Annotated in this window: 15 protein-coding genes; 9 read left to right on the top strand and 6 right to left on the bottom strand. The window is 32.6% G+C overall.

Translation table 11 applies throughout. The annotated features are described in order from the left end of the window. Positions 1–5: 5 nt before the first annotated feature. From bamA to FLAPXU55_RS09785, 5 genes are all read right to left on the bottom strand, one after another. A complete protein-coding gene (bamA, locus tag FLAPXU55_RS09805) occupies positions 6–2,753 on the bottom strand; it encodes an outer membrane protein assembly factor BamA (protein WP_053471629.1) in 2,748 nt (915 codons plus the stop codon). After that, positions 2,686–3,426, bottom strand: a complete 741-nt coding sequence (locus tag FLAPXU55_RS09800; RefSeq protein WP_053471628.1) for an isoprenyl transferase — start codon at positions 3,424–3,426, stop codon at positions 2,686–2,688. Before FLAPXU55_RS09800 ends, bamA begins: the two co-directional genes overlap by 68 nt. 5 nt (positions 3,427–3,431) lie before the next feature. Next, a complete protein-coding gene (gene porG, locus FLAPXU55_RS09795; protein WP_053471627.1) occupies positions 3,432–4,121 on the bottom strand; it encodes a type IX secretion system protein PorG in 690 nt (229 codons plus the stop codon). Between the two features lie 173 nt (positions 4,122–4,294). Next, on the bottom strand, positions 4,295–5,179 hold the full coding sequence (locus FLAPXU55_RS09790) for an NAD kinase (RefSeq protein WP_053471626.1): 885 nt from the start codon (positions 5,177–5,179) through the stop codon (positions 4,295–4,297). 67 nt (positions 5,180–5,246) lie between these two features. Continuing rightward, positions 5,247–5,906: a CBS domain-containing protein gene (locus FLAPXU55_RS09785; RefSeq protein ID WP_053471625.1), complete on the bottom strand. Its 660-nt coding sequence runs from the start codon at positions 5,904–5,906 to the stop codon at positions 5,247–5,249. A gap of 116 nt (positions 5,907–6,022) precedes the next feature. Between FLAPXU55_RS09785 and FLAPXU55_RS09780 the strand changes: the two genes are divergently transcribed. From FLAPXU55_RS09780 to FLAPXU55_RS09770, 3 genes are all read left to right on the top strand, one after another. Further along, positions 6,023–6,736, top strand: coding sequence for a pyridoxine 5'-phosphate synthase (locus tag FLAPXU55_RS09780; protein ID WP_053471624.1), 714 nt, complete (start codon positions 6,023–6,025; stop codon positions 6,734–6,736). A 77-nt stretch (positions 6,737–6,813) separates the two neighbouring features. Next, complete coding sequence (locus FLAPXU55_RS09775; RefSeq protein WP_180857506.1) at positions 6,814–9,087, top strand: TonB-dependent receptor; 2,274 nt, start codon at positions 6,814–6,816, stop codon at positions 9,085–9,087. 2 nt (positions 9,088–9,089) lie between these two features. Further along, positions 9,090–9,944 carry a DUF4249 domain-containing protein gene (locus FLAPXU55_RS09770; RefSeq protein ID WP_180857505.1) on the top strand — a complete coding sequence of 285 codons (855 nt, stop codon included), beginning with the start codon at positions 9,090–9,092 and terminating at the stop codon, positions 9,942–9,944. 48 nt (positions 9,945–9,992) lie between these two features. Here the strand turns inward: FLAPXU55_RS09770 and FLAPXU55_RS09765 are convergent, their stop codons facing one another. Further along, on the bottom strand, positions 9,993–11,348 hold the full coding sequence (locus FLAPXU55_RS09765; RefSeq protein ID WP_180857504.1) for a hypothetical protein: 1,356 nt from the start codon (positions 11,346–11,348) through the stop codon (positions 9,993–9,995). Positions 11,349–11,568: 220 nt separating this feature from the next. Between FLAPXU55_RS09765 and FLAPXU55_RS09760 the strand changes: the two genes are divergently transcribed. The 6 genes from FLAPXU55_RS09760 to FLAPXU55_RS09735 all read left to right on the top strand — a co-directional run bounded on the left by FLAPXU55_RS09760 (position 11,569) and on the right by FLAPXU55_RS09735 (position 17,245). After that, complete coding sequence (locus FLAPXU55_RS09760; RefSeq protein WP_180857503.1) at positions 11,569–12,333, top strand: alpha/beta fold hydrolase; 765 nt, start codon at positions 11,569–11,571, stop codon at positions 12,331–12,333. Between the two features lie 54 nt (positions 12,334–12,387). Continuing rightward, on the top strand, positions 12,388–12,732 hold the full coding sequence (locus tag FLAPXU55_RS09755) for a phage holin family protein (protein ID WP_053471617.1): 345 nt from the start codon (positions 12,388–12,390) through the stop codon (positions 12,730–12,732). A 114-nt stretch (positions 12,733–12,846) separates the two neighbouring features. Continuing rightward, positions 12,847–14,169, top strand: a complete 1,323-nt coding sequence (locus FLAPXU55_RS09750) for a trigger factor (RefSeq protein ID WP_180857502.1) — start codon at positions 12,847–12,849, stop codon at positions 14,167–14,169. A 214-nt stretch (positions 14,170–14,383) separates the two neighbouring features. Beyond that, positions 14,384–15,058, top strand: coding sequence for an ATP-dependent Clp endopeptidase proteolytic subunit ClpP (clpP, locus tag FLAPXU55_RS09745; protein ID WP_053471615.1), 675 nt, complete (start codon positions 14,384–14,386; stop codon positions 15,056–15,058). A gap of 169 nt (positions 15,059–15,227) precedes the next feature. Beyond that, complete coding sequence (gene clpX, locus FLAPXU55_RS09740; protein ID WP_053471614.1) at positions 15,228–16,460, top strand: ATP-dependent Clp protease ATP-binding subunit ClpX; 1,233 nt, start codon at positions 15,228–15,230, stop codon at positions 16,458–16,460. Positions 16,461–16,591: 131 nt separating this feature from the next. Beyond that, the gene (locus tag FLAPXU55_RS09735; RefSeq protein WP_180857501.1) at positions 16,592–17,245 is read left to right on the top strand and encodes a murein L,D-transpeptidase catalytic domain-containing protein; all 654 of its coding nucleotides are present in this window, start codon (positions 16,592–16,594) and stop codon (positions 17,243–17,245) included. The last annotated feature ends 146 nt before the right edge of the window (positions 17,246–17,391 follow it).

Here is a 17,391-nt window from a genome sequence, read left to right as displayed (position 1 = left end):
CCGCACTAAAACTGTTGACCAATAATAAAATGTGTTTCCCATCCATTTGCCTTGTTTGTAACAGACCCTGGAAGAGCATCAAAACCGTAACCGAAATCAATTCCTAATAATCCAAATGCAGGCATGAATACACGTAAACCAGCACCAGCAGAACGATTTAAATCAAACGGATTGTAATCTTTAAACGATGGATATGATGAACCTGCTTCTAAAAACGTCAATGCATAAATCGATGCAGACGATTTTAGTGTAATAGGATAACGTAATTCCATCGAGAATTTGTTATACACAGTAGCTCCAATCTGTTGTCCCAATGAATTAACAGGTGTCAGCGAGTTGTTCGGATAACCTCTTAATTGTATTGTTTCTCTACCGTCCATTGAATAGTTTGCCATTCCATCTCCTCCTAAATAGAAACGCTCAAACGGAACAACTCCTCTTGATTGATCATAAGCTCCTAAGAAACCAAATTCTGTTAATGTTCTTAAAACTAATTTTCCATACACTTTAGTATACCAGTCTGCTTTAAATTTTACTTTATAGTATTCTAACCAGTTATATTTCTTTTGATCGACCTTTGCAGCATCAGTATCTGCGCTTGCATAATCTGATCCAACGCTTGATATTTTTCCTGAACTATCGGTTTTGTAATAATCTCCTTTGTTAAGAGGCTGGCCAAAGTCGTCAGATTTGTTTTCGCCTGTGTATTGTGCTTTATATTCTTTTTGATTTCCTAAATCTCCGTAATTAACCCCATTAAATAATGAGTATGGAGGCGTAACTTTTGCAGAGATGCTAAATTCAGAACCATAAGTTGGGAATATTGGGTTAACCCCTTTATTACTTCTTGAGATTCCTATTGTATAAGCAAGGTTTCTAGATGCTCCGTTACCAAATGTAAACAATCCTGTATAGTAATTGTTTAAGTCATAATGCTGATAACTTACAGATTGTGAAAGAACGAAATAATCATCCGGCACCGTTAAACGTTTCGCTAAACCAACTTGAACAGTAAAAATATTAAAACTTTGGCTTTTATCTACAGTTCTGGTTACATAATTGTTATTGAACTGTTTACTGTATGAAATTGATGAACTAAACTGTACTGGTTTTTTACCTCCAAACCATGGTTCAGAGAATGATAAACTGTACGTTTGGAAATAAGTACTTCCTTGTAAACGAAGTGCTACTTTTTGTCCGTCTCCCATAGGAAGCGGTTTGTAAGCATCTTTATCAAATAATTTTCTAGCCGAGAAGTTGTTGAAAGATAAACCTAAAGTTCCAATAAAACCTCCTCCGCCGTAACCTCCTTGAAGTTCAACCTGGCTGGATCCTTTTTCTACTAATTGGTATTCAATATCAACTGTTCCTGCAGCAGGATCAACGTTTCTAAATTCTGGTTTAATAGCCTCCGGATCAAAGAATCCTAATTGACCAATCTCACGAATAGTTCTAACTAATTCTTCTTTGCTGTACTTGTTTCCTGGCTTAGTTCTTAACTCACGGTAAATAACGTGGTCATTTGTTTTGTCATTTCCAGTAACATAGATTTTATTGAAATAGGCGATAGGACCTTCTGTAATTCTAATCTCAAAATCAATTGTATCATTTACAGTTTTTACCTCTACAGCATTAATTTTAGAGAATAAATAACCGTTGTTTTGGTATAAGTTCGTGATATCTTCCCCGTCAGGTTTTGTGTTATCAGCGATTCTTTTTTCTAATAAAACACCATTATAAGTTTCTCCTTTTTTGATCCCTAAATAACGGTTTAACTGCTGATCTGAATAAACGGTATTTCCTAAAAACTTAATATTTCCGAAGTAATATTTGTTTCCTTCTTCTACATTAATTTTTATAGCAAGCATATTTTTGTCTTTGTTATAAGTAACAGAGTCATAAATAATACGTGCATCACGATATCCTTTTTCTTTGTAAGCAGCTATAACTTTTTCTAAGTCAGTTTTATATTTTTCAGGGATAAATTTAGACGCTTTAAAAACACGAAGCAGATTTTTTTGTTTCGTATCTTTCATCGCAGCTCTTAATTTTGTATCGGTAAGCTGTTTGTTTCCAATGAAATCAATACTGCTTATTTTAACTTTATCTCCTTTATCTACCCTCACTAGCATGTTTACCTGATTTCCGGCAGTACTGTCGGGAGTAGTAGTAATGGTAACTTTTGTATTGTAAAAGCCGTCTTTTTTATACTTGTTTTCGATGTAATTTTTAGTAGTTGTAATTAAGTTTTCGTTTACAATTTTATTTTTAGTTAAATTGTTGTCCTTAATTAATCCTTCGACTTTACTTTTCTTAACGCCGGTGATTTTAACTTCATTTAATTTTGGAAGTTCAACAATATTTAAATCTAAATAAATACTGTCGTTTTGAACCTTATTAATATAAAAAGAGATTTCGTCGAAAAGACCTAGTTTACCTAATTTTTTGATAGCGCCCGTGATTTCTTCACCCGGAACTGTTATTTCATGCCCCACTTGAAGGCCTGAGAAAGTAACAACAGTCTGCTCATTGAAGCTTATTTTACCAACAACAGAAACTTTAGCCAGAATATATTTTTTTCCTTGGTCAAAAGGAACTCTATCTTGAGCTTTAACTTGTGAAAAACTACCCAATAGTAAAAGGGTACAGATTATTTGTGGTATTCTTTTTTGTAACACTAAAAAATTATTTAATTTGTTCACTGGTTTTTCCAAATCTACGTTCTCTTTTTTGATAACTAATAATAGCCTCATATAAATCTTGATCTTTAAAGTCTGGCCACAAGACATTAGTAAAATATAATTCAGCATAGGCAATCTGCCACAACAGAAAATTACTTATTCTATGTTCTCCACTTGTTCGTATTAATAAATCTACGTCAGGTAAATTTTGCGTGTAAAGATGCTCATTTATAATTGAATCGTCAATAGTGTCTATTGAAATTATATTATTTTTAACTTTATCACTAATCACTCTAACAGCATTTACCAATTCCTCTCTGGAACCATAGCTTAAAGCAAGGGTTAACGTTAGTCTGGTATTGTTTTTGGTCTTCTCAATTACGTCTAAAAGTTCCTTTTGTGCCGATTTTGGCAATTTATCAAGATTTCCAATAGCATTAAGTCTGATATTGTTTTCTTGAAGTGTAACTAGCTCTTTTTTTAAGGAATTGATCAATATTTTCATTAATGCCTCAACTTCCAGTTTAGGACGATTCCAGTTTTCTGTAGAAAAAGCATACAGCGTTAGGTACTCAATACCTAGTTTGGCACAAGTTGTAATTGTTTTTTTTACAGATTTGGTGCCGTTTTCATGTCCAAAAGCTCTTAAAAAGCCTTGTTGTTTAGCCCAGCGCCCGTTTCCGTCCATAATAATGGCCAGATGTTTTGGTAAGTTTGATTGATCTATAGAGTCTAGTAAATTCATTTTTATTATTCTGCGCAGTAGCAAGGTTTTTGTCCAAAGGTATAAGTTAAAGTAATACCTGAAAAGACATACCAGTCATTATTATTTAAATTTCCGAATTTTAAAATGTTTGTATTGCTGGTATCAGGATTACTGCCGTCAATATTGTCGGTAAAAGTATATCGTGCGCCAACTTCGGCACCTATAACAAAATGTGGAGTTACATTTGATTTAATTCCGAGTGTTATAGGTATAGCAAATGAATTTGAATTGATCTTTTGCGTTGTACTAATGCTGTTGATATTTCGATATAAGCCATCATAAATAAAAAAGCTTAAACCTGAATATATATAAGGAGTAATTTTTGTGTGATAATCATGAAGATTAAAATCGAAAAAATTAAATTCTAAACCAGCAGAAAATTCTTTTACCTCGTTTTCAAAACGATATCCTCTGTTGCTGCGGCTCGTTTCGTCTGAATCAGCATCATTTCCAAGAATATTAGACTGTGTATAAGAGAAACGATAGGAGTGTCTTGGACTTTTGTTCCATTTGTACAAAATACCAAAAGCCGGTTTATTTGGGTTAATGTAAGTTGTACTTCCAACGTCACCAACAAAGTTACTTCCGCCAACAAACACACCAAGCTCATTGATTTGAGCATTAAGTGTAATAAAAGGGAAAAAACATAACAATAAATTAAAAATTTTCTTCATTTAATTCAAAATTGCGTGCAAATATAATAATTATCAATACGAATCAAAGTTCCTTTAGATAAATGTGCTTTTTTTTCAATTTACATTATGATTTTGAGCAATTTAATGATGATTCGCAATATGCAGAACGAGAAAATGTGGTATTATCGTATAGTGATGAAGGAGAAAAGAGATTAATTTCTCTTGTCCTCTCCCCAAAGCAGTTTGTTTCTTAAGGTTTTTAAGAAAGTTTCGCCCGGTATTTCAATCATTTTTATTTTATAATCTGTTTTTTTGATCTTAAGAACTGATTCGTTTTTTACCGAAGAAATTCTGGAATCTAAGGAAACCAAATATTGGTCTTCTCTTCCTGTTACGCGTAAAGTGATTTCTGTATCGTCAGGAATAACAAGTGGTCTGGCGGTTAAATTATGAGGAGCAATTGGCGTAATTACTAAACTTTTTACATCTGGAGTTAAAATAGGTCCTCCGCAGCTTAATGAATATCCTGTAGAACCTGTTGGAGTAGAAATAATCAAACCATCTGCCCAGTAAGAATTTAAATATTCATTGTTTAGATAAGTGTCAACAGTAATCATCGAAGTCGTATCTTTTCTGCTGACAGTAACCTCGTTCATTGCAAAATTAAGTTCTGCGAATGCATCATTTTTAGGTTCGCAGGATATGCCCAGTAAAGTTCTTTCAGAAGTTGTGTAGTTTTGATCGATAACATATTGCAGTAAACTGTCAATGTTTTCTTTTTGAACTTTTGCAAGAAACCCTAATCTTCCTGCATTTATACCTAATAAAGGAATACCTGAATTACGAACAAAAGCCGCCGCTCTCAAAATCGTTCCATCGCCGCCAATACTAATCAGCATTTCAAAACTATTATCTAAAGTAGTACTTGGAGAAAAAGTTTTATACTCCTTTTTTACAAGCTGCTTATCGTAAAGCATGTCCAGAAAATTTTCCTCAATTACCATTTCTACATTATTAGAATTGAAAAACGAGAAAATGTCTTTTATAATAGGTTCGGTACTGTTTTGATAATATTGTCCGTAAATGGCTATTTTCATTCTTCTTAATTAGATAATGAGGAAATGTGTTAATTTGATAATTTATTAGTTGAGAACATTTTCTAATTTAAATATTAAGATACTTGTCTAAATAATCAGAACGTTCTTTTAAACTATTAATATAGGTGTCTTCCTGATGTTCTGAAATAATTTCATAACCATATCTTCTATACGTCTGAATAATTTCGTTCATCGCTCCCAAACCTATTTTTATGGTAATCTGTACATTTTCTACATCGGCTTCAGAAACAAAACAGCCCAAAATTTTACCGTTATTACTTTCTACAATTTGCGTTACTTCGCTCATTGAATAATCCAGCAGTCCTTTTTGAACAATAATAATTCCTCCTTGTTCCTTTAAAAATGGCGTTTCCTGAAAAAACTTCATAATATCTTCCATTTCATAGTAGCCTATATAGCTATTATTCTCATCAAGAATTGGAATAATATTAGTGTGATTTTTTGCAAAGACTTCCAGAACATCCAGCCAGATCATTGATTTTCTGGCAAAAAAGCGTTCTAAAGTGTATTTGTAGTCAATAGCTTTTTTATCGGTATCAAACGTTTCTACATCATCAGAAGAAATACTTCCAATGAAAATCCCATCTTCTAAAATCGGGAAATGAGAAAAATTTACATCGATAAAAAAGTCCTGAATCGAGGCTATCGTTTCCTGACTATCAATCGCTCTGAAATCATTTGTGATATAGTTTGTAATTTCTGTCATAAATCAATCGAAGATATTTGATGCAAAATAATCAAAAAATACCAAAAACTGCTGCGTTTTACTTTGTATTTTTGTCGTAACAAATATAGTGTTACTTGAATTAATTATCTATTTATATGACAAAGTTAAGTGTTAATATCAATAAAATTGCAACGTTACGAAATGCAAGAGGCGGAAATGTACCTGATTTATTAAAAGTTGCTGTCGATATTCAGCGTTTTGGAGGGCAGGGAATTACTATTCATCCACGTCCGGACGAGCGTCATATTCGCTATCAGGATGCGCGCGATTTAAAAGCAATTGTTACTACCGAATATAATATTGAAGGAAATCCGCAGCATAATTTTATTGATTTAGTTTTAGAATGCAAACCAGATCAGGTTACTTTAGTTCCAGATGCAATTGGTGCTATTACTTCTTCTGCAGGCTGGGATACCATTAAAAATCAAGATTATTTAACCGAAGTTATTCAGGAATTTCAAAGAAACGGGATCAGAACATCGATTTTTGTTGATCCGGTTTTAGAAATTATCGAAGGAGCTAAAAAAACAGGAACGGACAGAATCGAATTATATACAGAAGCTTTTGCACATCAGTATGATTTAGGAAACAAAAACGGAATCGATCCGTATGTGAAAGCTGCAGAATTAGCAAACGAATTAGGTCTAGGAATTAATGCCGGACATGATTTGAGTTTAGACAATATTCAGTTCTTCAAACAAAATATTCCGGGATTATTAGAGGTTTCTATTGGTCACGCTTTAATTTCAGAAGCACTTTATCTTGGTTTGGATAATGTTGTGAATATGTATTTGAATAAATTGAAATAAGATTAAAATTAAAACAATTATAACCTGAGTAATTGGGTTATAATTGTTTATTTTCGCACTTTTCTTATTAAAATTAAGTGTCGAAATCTATTATCCTTTTTTTATTATTTTCCTTTTCTAATCTTTTTGCACAGTCAAATGTTAGGATATCAGGAAATGTAAAATCATCCGAAAACCAAAATTTAATTGGTGCCAATATTTCTTTCGAAATAAATAAAAAACAGCTGCATACTATTACAGATACTTTGGGTAATTTTTCAGAAAGTATTCCTTCAGGTAATTTGGTTCTAAAAATTAACCATTTAGATTTTATACCAAAAACTATTTATTGCAATCTTCAAAAAGATACCATACTTTCTATTGTTTTAGAAAAAGATATTTCGCTTTTAAAAGAAGTGATTATTTCGAATGATAAGAAAAGCGGAATCAAAACTTTATCCGGAGGTAAACTTTCTTTTAATTTAAAAGAATTAAACGGTGTTCCAACACTTTTAGGAACTACAGATATTATAAAACTTTTGCAATTGACACCGGGAGTACAAAATTCAGGAGATGCAAACGGTTATTTGTACGTGCGCGGTGGTGATCCCGGCCATAATGCCATCTTATATAATGAAGCGCCCATTTATGGAATGTCTCATTTATTAGGGATTTTTCCTTTTTACAACGCAGATCATATTAAGGATGTAGAATTTGATAAATCAAGTTCGAATGCAAAATATGGCGGACGATTAAGTTCGACAACAGTTTTAAATACCAATAAAAAATTACCATCAGAGTTTTCGATTCAGGGAAATGCCGGAATTTTGGCTTCGCAAGTAACATTGGCAGTTCCTCTTAATGATAAAACAGGATTTTATATTTCCGGAAGAAAAACCTATATTGATGAAGTTGTAGGCCCAATATTAAAATCTGGTTCGGATAGCAATGATGTTCAGGATATGAAATATGGTTTTTCTGATGCGAATTTTACTTTTTTATCCCAAATATCTAAAAAGAATCTGTTTTCATTAGACGCTTTTTTTAGTGGAGACGAATTGAAAATAAAAGATGAGAATTTGGCACTGCGAACGAAATTAAAATGGAGCAACTTTACAGTTTCCCCATCTTTAACCACAACATTTTCTCCAAAAGTAAGCATGTCTAATTCCGTTTATTTTAGTCATTATTCTAATGATTTAAGTATGGAACAGGCAACAATTCAATTTGGAGTTTCTTCTTTTGTGAAAGATTTTGGGTTTACAAATTCAGTTAGATTTTCAATTCATAATATTCCATTTGAATCAGGATTGCAATATGTTTATCATAATTTGCAGCCTCAAAAAGTGAATGTAGAAAACCTGACAACGCTTGATAATTATTCGCAGAGAATAATTAATGCCAATGAAGCAGCGATTTTTGTAAACGCAAAACCTAAGTTATTTGAAAATGTAACGGCCGATTTAGGACTTCGAATTAATTATTATACTTCGGGATCAGACTCGTATTTGCATTTTCAACCGCGCGCTGTGCTGAATTATTATGCGAATGAAAAATATTCATTTTATGCTTCATATAATAGACAATATCAATATTTGAGTTTGATTACAACTTCAAGCGTGGGTATTCCAACAGATTTTTGGATTGCGAGTTCTGATGGAATAAAACCGCAATCGTCTAATGAATTTGCTATTGGTTCCAATCAAAATATTACCAGAAATTTTTCTTCTTCATTTGGCGGATTTTATCGTTCGATGAAAAACCTGCTGGAATATCCGTATGGAATAACGCAGTTTAATGAAATCACAACGCTCAAAAATGATTTGTATGTAGGTGAAGGAAAAGCGTACGGATTTGAAATGATGCTCAAAAAAAGCAACGGAAAATTTACGGGCTGGCTGAGTTATACCTTAAGCTGGTCTGATCGAAATTTTGATGAACTGAATAACGGGAAAACGTATTTTGCTAAATACGACAGACGCCATAATCTTTCTGTTGTTGGAATGTATGATTTAAACTCAAAATGGAATTTTGGGGTTACTCAAATATTCGGTTCTGGAAATCGATTTACAATGCCAACTTCCTGGTACTTCATAAACAATAATCCTGTCAAAGAATACTCAGGATATAATAATGCACAAATGCCGGATTATATTAGGACTGATCTTTCTGCCAATTATTATTTTATAAAAACGCAGAAAAAAGAAAGTGCTTTAAACTTTTCTATTTACAATGCATTCAATATCTCAAACCCGGTTTATGTTGTTTTAGATGTAGAAGTAAACGAAGATAAAAGCAAAGTTGTGGTAAAGCAGGAAAAAAAGGTTTTATACCGAATTCTTCCTTCTGTTAGCTGGAGATTTAAATTTTAAAGATGAAAAAATATATACTATTTCTTTTTGCTTTAGTACTAACAAGTTGTTCAAAAGACGACTTTAGTGAACAAAAAAACCTGGAATCAAAAATAGTTGTTGAAGGCTGGATTGAAGAAGGTGATTTTGCCAATGTTTTGCTGTCAAGCAGTATTCCGGTTACAGATGTTATTGATTCTACAAATGTTTTAAATCACGTAATTCGATCTGCAAAAATCACAATTTCTGACGGCCAGAATTCAGAAGTTTTAAGAGTGAAAAACGATAAAAACAGAATTCCTCCATTTGTGTATTTCGGTTCAACATTAAAAGGAGAAGCCGGAAAAGAATATTCTATTAAAATTGAATACCTAAATCGTGTTGTTGAAGCTGTAACATCAATTCCAAAATCAGTGCCGCTTAAAAGTGCAGAATATATAAAGAAGAATGCAATAGATACAACAGGTTATATTTTTGTAAAATTTGATGATCCGCCGGCCGAAAAAAACTATTACCAAATCGCTACAAAAATTGACGGTGAAGAACCTATTTTTGTGCCTTCGTTTTATGGCAATTTAGACGATAAAAACTTCGAAAATTCTTCGGTTTCTGTGCAGATAAACAGAGGTGTTTTGTTGTTCCCTAAAACAAAATTCACGCCTTATTTTGCCGATGGAGACGTTATTTATGTAAAACTAAGAACTCAAACCAAAGAAGCATTAGATTTTTGGAACAGCTGGCAAAACGAAATCGTAAACAGCAAAAATCCTATTTACCCGTCAAACACAAGTTTAAAATCGAATATAAAAGGAGGTATTGGTATTTGGGCAGGATATGGACAAAGTACTATAATTGTTAAAACACCTCCAAAAAAATAAAGCCGATTTGAAATATTCAAACCGGCTTTAAATTACATTTTTTTAAAACTATTTTTCTTCTTTATTAAAAGCACTAATAAAGTCTTCAAATTTAGTTTGGAAAGTATCAAATCCTTCAGAGAAGTAAGTACTCATAGATACTTCAGTATTATCATTGAATTTTAAATAATAATCTTCACCATAATATTGTACTTTAAACTCTTCGTTATAAGACCAGTAACCATCAGGATTCCATTGGTCAACTGTCCATACAGGTATGTTAGCATAATAGCTGTAATCCTCTGCAGAATGTTGTATAATATCTGCTATTTTAGTTCCGTCTTTTTTAGAAACTAAAACCAATTTTATATTTTTATTAAAATTGACAGCACTTCCTTCAGAATATTTTTTCTCATATACATTTTTTGCTGTATAATAAGCTTTAAAATCAGTTTTAGGGTTTTGATAGTCAGGATAAGCAGGATATACTAAGCTTTTTTCTAATGCTGCTTGATCAGCCGCTTCACTAACTAAATCCATATCGGCAACAATTATGAAATTATCCATTAATTGGAATAAACCATTTGCTTTACCTCTATATTGAGTAAGTTCTTCATTAGCAAGTAATTTGTCAATTTCAGCGTTACTTCCTGCATTAAAGTTAATTAGAGTTTTTCCGTTGTAAGTAAGAGATGCTTTTGAGGTATTTTGCGCTGCTTTAACACCACTCATTTCCCAAGTGTAACCATCGTTCAAAGTCATTTTGTATGCAAAATCAGTAGGGATTTCTTTTCCGTTTGCATATTTTGCAGTTTGTGTAAATACAGCCGCTTGAGCATTATCAATTGTTAAAACTGCATCAGCAGAAAGTGGAAGAAAGAAATAGTCAGTTATTTCTTCATCGTCATAATAATTAGTGGCGAATTTTACTTTTATGTCAGATGAAACACTTTTAGAAGTAAAAACAGCATTGTTTGCGGTTTGAGATTCTTTAGCAGGGAAAACAAATTTTAGCTCTGTAGTTGAAGCTGTTTTTACCCATTTTTCGTTGGTATTATTCCATGTATAAACACCATAGACACCAGAAACAGTTAAAATGTCTTCAATGCCATTATCATCTTTACCATCAAAAAGCTCAATTTGATCAACACCTAACAATCTTGATAAATTTTCTAATGCTTCAATAGCTCCAGAACTTTTCGTTTTGTCCAGCTCAGTAAGCATTTGATTAGCTTCAGCCTCTAATTTTAATTTTTGCTCACCAGGAGTTAATTTAGAATAAGGCTGTTTAACAATTGCAGCAATTTGTTCTTCTAATGATAATTCTGTTTCAGGTTTAGTAGTTTCGTCATTGCTTTCGTCGCTTGAACATGAAACCATAAGCTGCGAAGCAACTAATGATAATAAAAGGAATTTTTTAATCATAAAGGTGGTATTAATTAATTTGGATTTAAATCAAGTTTTTGGTTTTGATTTCGGGGCGCAAGATAGCTTATTTGATTTTATTAACTTTACGGGATCACGTAAAAATGTAAACTTTTTTCTATTAATATTAATTGTAAAAAATATCTTGAAGAATACATTCTGTTACAGTTTAATAGATAAGTTTTTTACATTTGTAGTAGAATTTTAAAAGAAAAATTTAATGCTTTACTCAAAAATAGAAGGCGAAGGAAAACCATTTATCATCATGCATGGATTTCTTGGAATGTCTGATAATTGGAAAACGCTGGCAGGACAATATGTTGAGGCCGGATTTCAGGTTCATATTTTAGATTTAAGAAACCACGGACGCAGCTTTCATTCTGACGAATGGAGTTATGAAGCGATGGTTCAGGACGTATATGAATATTGTCAGGCAAATAATCTGACAAGAATTGATATTCTTGGACATTCGATGGGTGGAAAAGTGGCGATGCTTTTTGCGACAACACATTCTGATCTTGTAGATAAATTAATTGTGGCAGATATTGGCCCGAAATTTTACAAACAGCACCATCAGGATATTTTGGCAGGTTTAAATGCAGTTGATTTTTCTGTAAAGCCAAGCCGAAATGATGTTGAAGCAATCGTAGCACAATATGTTTCTGATTTTGGAACGCGCCAGTTTTTATTGAAAAATTTATATTGGAAAGAACCCGGACAACTTGCTTTCCGTTTTAATTTGGAGGTTTTCAATAATAATCTCGATGCTATCGGGAAACCATTGGCGGAAAATTTAGTTTTTAATAATCCAACCTTGTTTATTAGAGGAGGAGAATCTGGGTATATATTAGATACAGATTTGGATGAAATAAGAAAGCAATTCCCCAATTTTAAATTAGAAACCATTCCAAATGCGGGACATTGGCTTCATGCCGAAAACCCGAAAATGTTTTTTGAACTGACAACAGCGTTTTTAAAAGAGTAACTGCTTTTTGATAAAAATTTTATTACTTTTAAATAAATTTTAAACTTAAGAACTATGAAATTAATACTAAGACTTCTTGTCACGGCAGCTTTAGTCTTGTTGATCGCGAATTTTTTACCAGGGGTTCATGTTGCCAGTTTTGCCACGGCTGTTATAGTTGCAGTGGTTTTAGGATTGTTAAATGTTTTTATAAAACCAATTTTGGTAATATTAACTTTTCCGGTTACAGTTATTACGCTGGGGCTATTTTTACTGGTCATCAATGCTATAATAATTATACTCTGCACTTATATTGTGGGAGGTTTTGCAGTCGAATCATTCTGGACAGCATTATTTTTCAGTATTATTTTGTCTATTCTTCAGTCAATTACTTACAAAATATTAGGAGACGATAAATAAATCAAAATTAAAAGCACATAAACTGCTTCAAATACAATAAATTAAAAACTTGGTTGGGTTGCAAAAATTTTATAATTTTGCAACCCAATTTTATTATGTAAATTAAAGAAGAAGATGGATATTAAAAGAGTAGCAATAGACGCTGTAAACGAGACAATTGTATTGAACGTTGTTCATATGGATTATAAAGGTCAAGTGGCAAAAAGAATCAACGAAAAATTGCCTTTAGCGCAAGTAAAAGGATTTAGAAAAGGACAAGTTCCTAAAGATCTTGTTGAAAAACAATACGGAAAGGGTATTAAACAAGAAGAAATTAAAAAAGTAGTTGATTTGGCTTTAGAGCGTTTTATTCAATCTGAAAGATTAAATCTTTTAGGAACTCCTCTTGCTAAAGAAAACGAAAACATTGACTGGGATGCAGAAGAATTAACTTTTGAATACGAAATTGGTTTAGTGCCAAACTTTGAAATTGATTTAGAAGCTAAAAACAATATCGTAAAATATATCGTTACTGCTGATGATAAATTAATCGACGGACAAGTAGAGCGTATCCAAAAACAATTTGGAAAACCAATTCCTCAGGATAAAGTTGAAGCTGATTCAGATTTAACAGGAACTTTTACAAACGAAGAAAAAGGTATCAGCAATACAACTACAATTTCTGTATCTACATTCAACAAAAAAGCCGGAGATAAATTTATCGGTAAAAAAGTTGGAGATGTTGTTAAAGTAAGCACAAAAGGTTTATTTGAAGACGATCACCAATTAATGGATTACTTAAAAGTATCTCATGATGACGTTCACGGTTTAGATATCGAAGTAAACTTTACAATCGAAGCAATCAACGGTGCTGAATTGGCAGAATTAAACCAGGAATTATTTGATAAACTTTTTGGTGAAGGAAAAGTAGCTTCTTTAGAAGACTTAAAAGCTAAAATTAAAGAAGATGCTGAAGCTCAATTTGCACAGCAAGCTGATCAAAAATTATTATTAGACGTTCAGGATTTCCTAATCGAAAATACAAAATTTGATTTACCGGCTGAATTCCTTAAAAAATGGTTACAAACTGTTGGAGAGAAAAAACTCTCTGCAGAAGAAGCTGAAGTTGAATACGCAAGATCTGAAAAAGGTTTACGTTTTCAATTAATCGAAGGAAAAGCAATGGCTCAAAGTAATATCCAAATTACATTTGAAGATTTGAAAGAGTTTACATCAAACGCTATCAGACAACAAATGGCTCAATTTGGACAAACAAACCCAACTGACGAAGAAGTTCAGGGAATCGTGGCTAGAGTTTTATCTAACCAGGAAGAAGTGAAAAGACTTTCTGAGCAAGTTGTAGCAGCTAAATTGTTAGATTTATTCAAAGAGAAAGCAAATCCAACAACTAAAGAAGTTACTTACGAAGAATTTATTGCAGCTTCTTACGGAGAATAATTTCTGAAAAATAATTATATTTGAGCGTCGGCAGAAAACTGCCGACGCTCTTTTTTTTGTTTCAAGTTTAAGGTTTATTCAAGTTCGAGAACTTTAAAACTGAAACAAAATTAAAACTGAAACAAAAACTAAGACAAATTGACATTCTTTAGAAATAGGTACAACCTTTGATGGAGAATATATATTAAATAAAGTAAACTTAGAACAGATACATATGAACTACGGTAAAGAATTCAAAAAATTTGCTACAAAGCACCAAGGAGTAAACGCTATGTACTATGACAAAATCATAGCAGCGATGAACCCAACGAATATGACTCCATATATCATCGAAGAACGTCAGTTGAATATTTCTCAATTAGACGTTTTTTCAAGATTAATGATGGACAGAATTATCTTTTTAGGAACTGGTATCGACGACCAAATCGCTAATATCGTTCAGGCTCAGTTATTATTTTTAGAAAGTGCTGATGCATCAAAAGATATCCAGATTTATTTAAATTCTCCTGGAGGAAGCGTTTACGCAGGATTAGGAATTTATGACACAATGCAATTTATTAAACCAGACGTAGCTACAATTTGTACAGGTATGGCAGCTTCTATGGGAGCAGTTTTATTATGTGCTGGAGCAGCAGGAAAACGTTCGGCTCTGCCACATTCACGAGTAATGATTCACCAGCCATCTGGAGGAGCACAAGGTGTTGCAACAGATATGGAAATCAACTTACGTGAAATGTTGAAATTAAAAGACGAATTATACCACATCATTTCGCAGCATTCAGGACAAACCTTTGATAGAGTTCACAAAGACAGTGAGCGTGATTACTGGATGATCGCTGAAGAAGCAAAAGAATACGGAATGATTGATGAAGTATTAAGAAGAAGCTAATTTTTTTAAGCTTCTAAGTTGCTAAGACGCTGAGAATCTAAGTGTTCTTTGTAATTTAAAATCAAAATAAAAATCAAATATTAAGCTGTAAAGGCGTTAAGTTTTAAAGTTTTAGATAAAAAAAGCTTAGAAACTTAGTATCTTTGCAGCTTAGTAACTTAAATAAAGAATGGCAAAAGTAGTATTAGAATGTTCGTTTTGTGGAAGAAAAAAGCCAGAAACTAATTTATTAATTGCTGGTATTAATGCACATATTTGCGATAAGTGTATTGAACAGGCACACGGAATTGTTCTAGAAGAATTAAAATCAAGCGGAAGCGCAAAACTTGTTGGCGACTTAATTTTAAAGAAACCAAAAGAAATCAGAGCCTTCCTTGATCAATATGTTATTGGTCAGGACCAGACAAAAAAAGTAATGTCGGTTGCGGTTTACAATCACTACAAACGTTTAATGCAGCAGCAATTAGACGATGAAGTAGAGATTGAAAAAAGCAACATCATTATGGTGGGTCAAACCGGAACAGGAAAAACATTGGTTGCTAAAACAATCGCAAAAATGTTAGACGTTCCTTTGGCTATTGTTGATGCAACAGTATTAACCGAAGCTGGTTATGTAGGAGAAGATGTTGAAAGTATTTTAACGCGTCTTTTACAAGCTGCCGATTATGATGTAACCAAAGCAGAAAGAGGAATCGTATTTATTGATGAAATTGATAAAATTGCCCGTAAGAGCGATAATCCGTCAATAACACGTGACGTTTCTGGTGAAGGTGTACAACAGGCTTTATTGAAACTTTTAGAAGGAACAGTTGTAAACGTACCGCCAAAAGGAGGACGTAAACACCCGGACCAAAAATTTGTTGAGGTAAATACACAAAACATCCTGTTTATTGCAGGTGGAGCTTTTGATGGAGTAGAACGTATTATTTCTAAACGTTTAAACCGTCAGGCAGTTGGATATTCTACTTCTAAAAATGTAGACAATATCGATAAAAATAACCTTCTTCAATATATCATACCAAAAGACATTAAAGATTTTGGTTTGATTCCGGAGATCATTGGTCGTTTACCGGTATTGACGCACATGGATCCTTTGGATAAAGAAACACTTCGTGCTATTTTGACACAACCTAAAAATGCATTGGTAAAACAATATCAGAAATTATTTTTAATGGATGAAGTTGAGTTTACAATTACAGATGAAGCTTTAGATTTTATTGTAGACAAAGCATTAGAGTACAAATTAGGAGCACGTGGATTACGTTCGCTTTGCGAAGCAATCTTGACAGATGCAATGTACGAACTGCCAAGTTCTGACGATAAAGTTTTAGTAATCGATAAAGATTATGCAGAACATACTTTAAGTAAAAACTTATTGAAGCGAATGGAAATTGCTTCGTAAATTTCATACCACTTTGTCAAAGTTTAAACTTTGACAAAGTTTCACTTTTAAACCTGTTCATTTATTTGAGCAGGTTTTTTTTATACTTTTAAAGTAAGATTTCCGTTTTAGATTTTGTGTAAATTGTAAGCATGAAAAATATGATTTTTGTAATTGGTTTAGCCTTGATTTTATCTTGTAATCAAAAAGATAAAAATGAAATGTTGGTTTCTAAAAATGAAAACAAAATAGAAGTAATTGAAAAAGAAAAACCTCGTGTTGAAGTTGATTACAGTAAATTTTATAAAGAAGCAAAACAATACTGTCTTCAAAATAACCTGAATAAAGATAAATTTATTCTAATCGATCTGGGATTGCATTCTGGTTTAAAGAGATTCTTTATTTACGATTTTAAGAAAAATCTAGTTGTAAAATCATCTATGGTAAGTCATGGCTGCGGCGACAACAGATGGGGCGGAACAGTAACTAAAGAAAAACCGCAGATTAGCAATGAATTTGATTCGCATTGTTCCTCGCTGGGTAAATATGTTATTTTAGACCGAGGCATAAGTCAATGGGGAATAAAAGTCAATTATATTTTACAGGGAAAAGACAAAACGAATTCAAATGCTAGAAACCGTGCCATAGTTTTACATTCCTGGGAAGCAGTTCCGGAAAATGAAGTTTATCCCGAAGGAACACCGGAAGGCTGGGGCTGCCCGGCAGTTTCAAACGAAAGCATGAAAGAAATCGACGAACTTTTAAAAACAAATAAAAAAGTTTTAATGTGGATTATTAAATCGTAAGTCTTCAAAATATTTTTTTTCTAATGAAAATTAATGTCTTAAATAGCCCTGATCGAAACGGCATCCTTTTGCTGTCTCGTTTTTTTCTAACGAGACAGCAAAAGATATAGTGTAGAGCAGGACTGAAGTTTCTTATGAAAAACGAA

Source organism: Flavobacterium panici (assembly GCF_903819335.1).
In the GTDB taxonomy this organism is placed as follows: Bacteria; Bacteroidota; Bacteroidia; order Flavobacteriales; family Flavobacteriaceae; genus Flavobacterium; species Flavobacterium panici.
The sequence above is the reverse complement of the archived record's forward strand: the minus strand, read 5'-3'. Positions and strand labels throughout refer to the sequence as shown.

What these genes read in the sequence shown, in the direction of transcription:
- clpX (WP_053471614.1), top strand. Translation starts at nt 15,228, where the DNA reads ATGGCAAAAGTAGTATTAGAATGTTCGTTTTGTGGAAGAAAAAAGCCA.
- FLAPXU55_RS09750 (WP_180857502.1), top strand. Translation starts at nt 12,847, where the DNA reads ATGGATATTAAAAGAGTAGCAATAGACGCTGTAAACGAGACAATTGTA.
- FLAPXU55_RS09735 (WP_180857501.1), top strand. Translation starts at nt 16,592, where the DNA reads ATGAAAAATATGATTTTTGTAATTGGTTTAGCCTTGATTTTATCTTGT.
- FLAPXU55_RS09800 (WP_053471628.1), bottom strand. Translation starts at nt 3,426, where the DNA reads ATGAATTTACTAGACTCTATAGATCAATCAAACTTACCAAAACATCTG.
- porG (WP_053471627.1), bottom strand. Translation starts at nt 4,121, where the DNA reads ATGAAGAAAATTTTTAATTTATTGTTATGTTTTTTCCCTTTTATTACA.
- FLAPXU55_RS09755 (WP_053471617.1), top strand. Translation starts at nt 12,388, where the DNA reads ATGAAATTAATACTAAGACTTCTTGTCACGGCAGCTTTAGTCTTGTTG.
- clpP (WP_053471615.1), top strand. Translation starts at nt 14,384, where the DNA reads ATGAACTACGGTAAAGAATTCAAAAAATTTGCTACAAAGCACCAAGGA.
- FLAPXU55_RS09760 (WP_180857503.1), top strand. Translation starts at nt 11,569, where the DNA reads ATGCTTTACTCAAAAATAGAAGGCGAAGGAAAACCATTTATCATCATG.
- FLAPXU55_RS09765 (WP_180857504.1), bottom strand. Translation starts at nt 11,348, where the DNA reads ATGATTAAAAAATTCCTTTTATTATCATTAGTTGCTTCGCAGCTTATG.
- FLAPXU55_RS09770 (WP_180857505.1), top strand. Translation starts at nt 9,090, where the DNA reads ATGAAAAAATATATACTATTTCTTTTTGCTTTAGTACTAACAAGTTGT.
- bamA (WP_053471629.1), bottom strand. Translation starts at nt 2,753, where the DNA reads ATGAGGCTATTATTAGTTATCAAAAAAGAGAACGTAGATTTGGAAAAA.
- FLAPXU55_RS09785 (WP_053471625.1), bottom strand. Translation starts at nt 5,906, where the DNA reads ATGACAGAAATTACAAACTATATCACAAATGATTTCAGAGCGATTGAT.
- FLAPXU55_RS09790 (WP_053471626.1), bottom strand. Translation starts at nt 5,179, where the DNA reads ATGAAAATAGCCATTTACGGACAATATTATCAAAACAGTACCGAACCT.
- FLAPXU55_RS09780 (WP_053471624.1), top strand. Translation starts at nt 6,023, where the DNA reads ATGACAAAGTTAAGTGTTAATATCAATAAAATTGCAACGTTACGAAAT.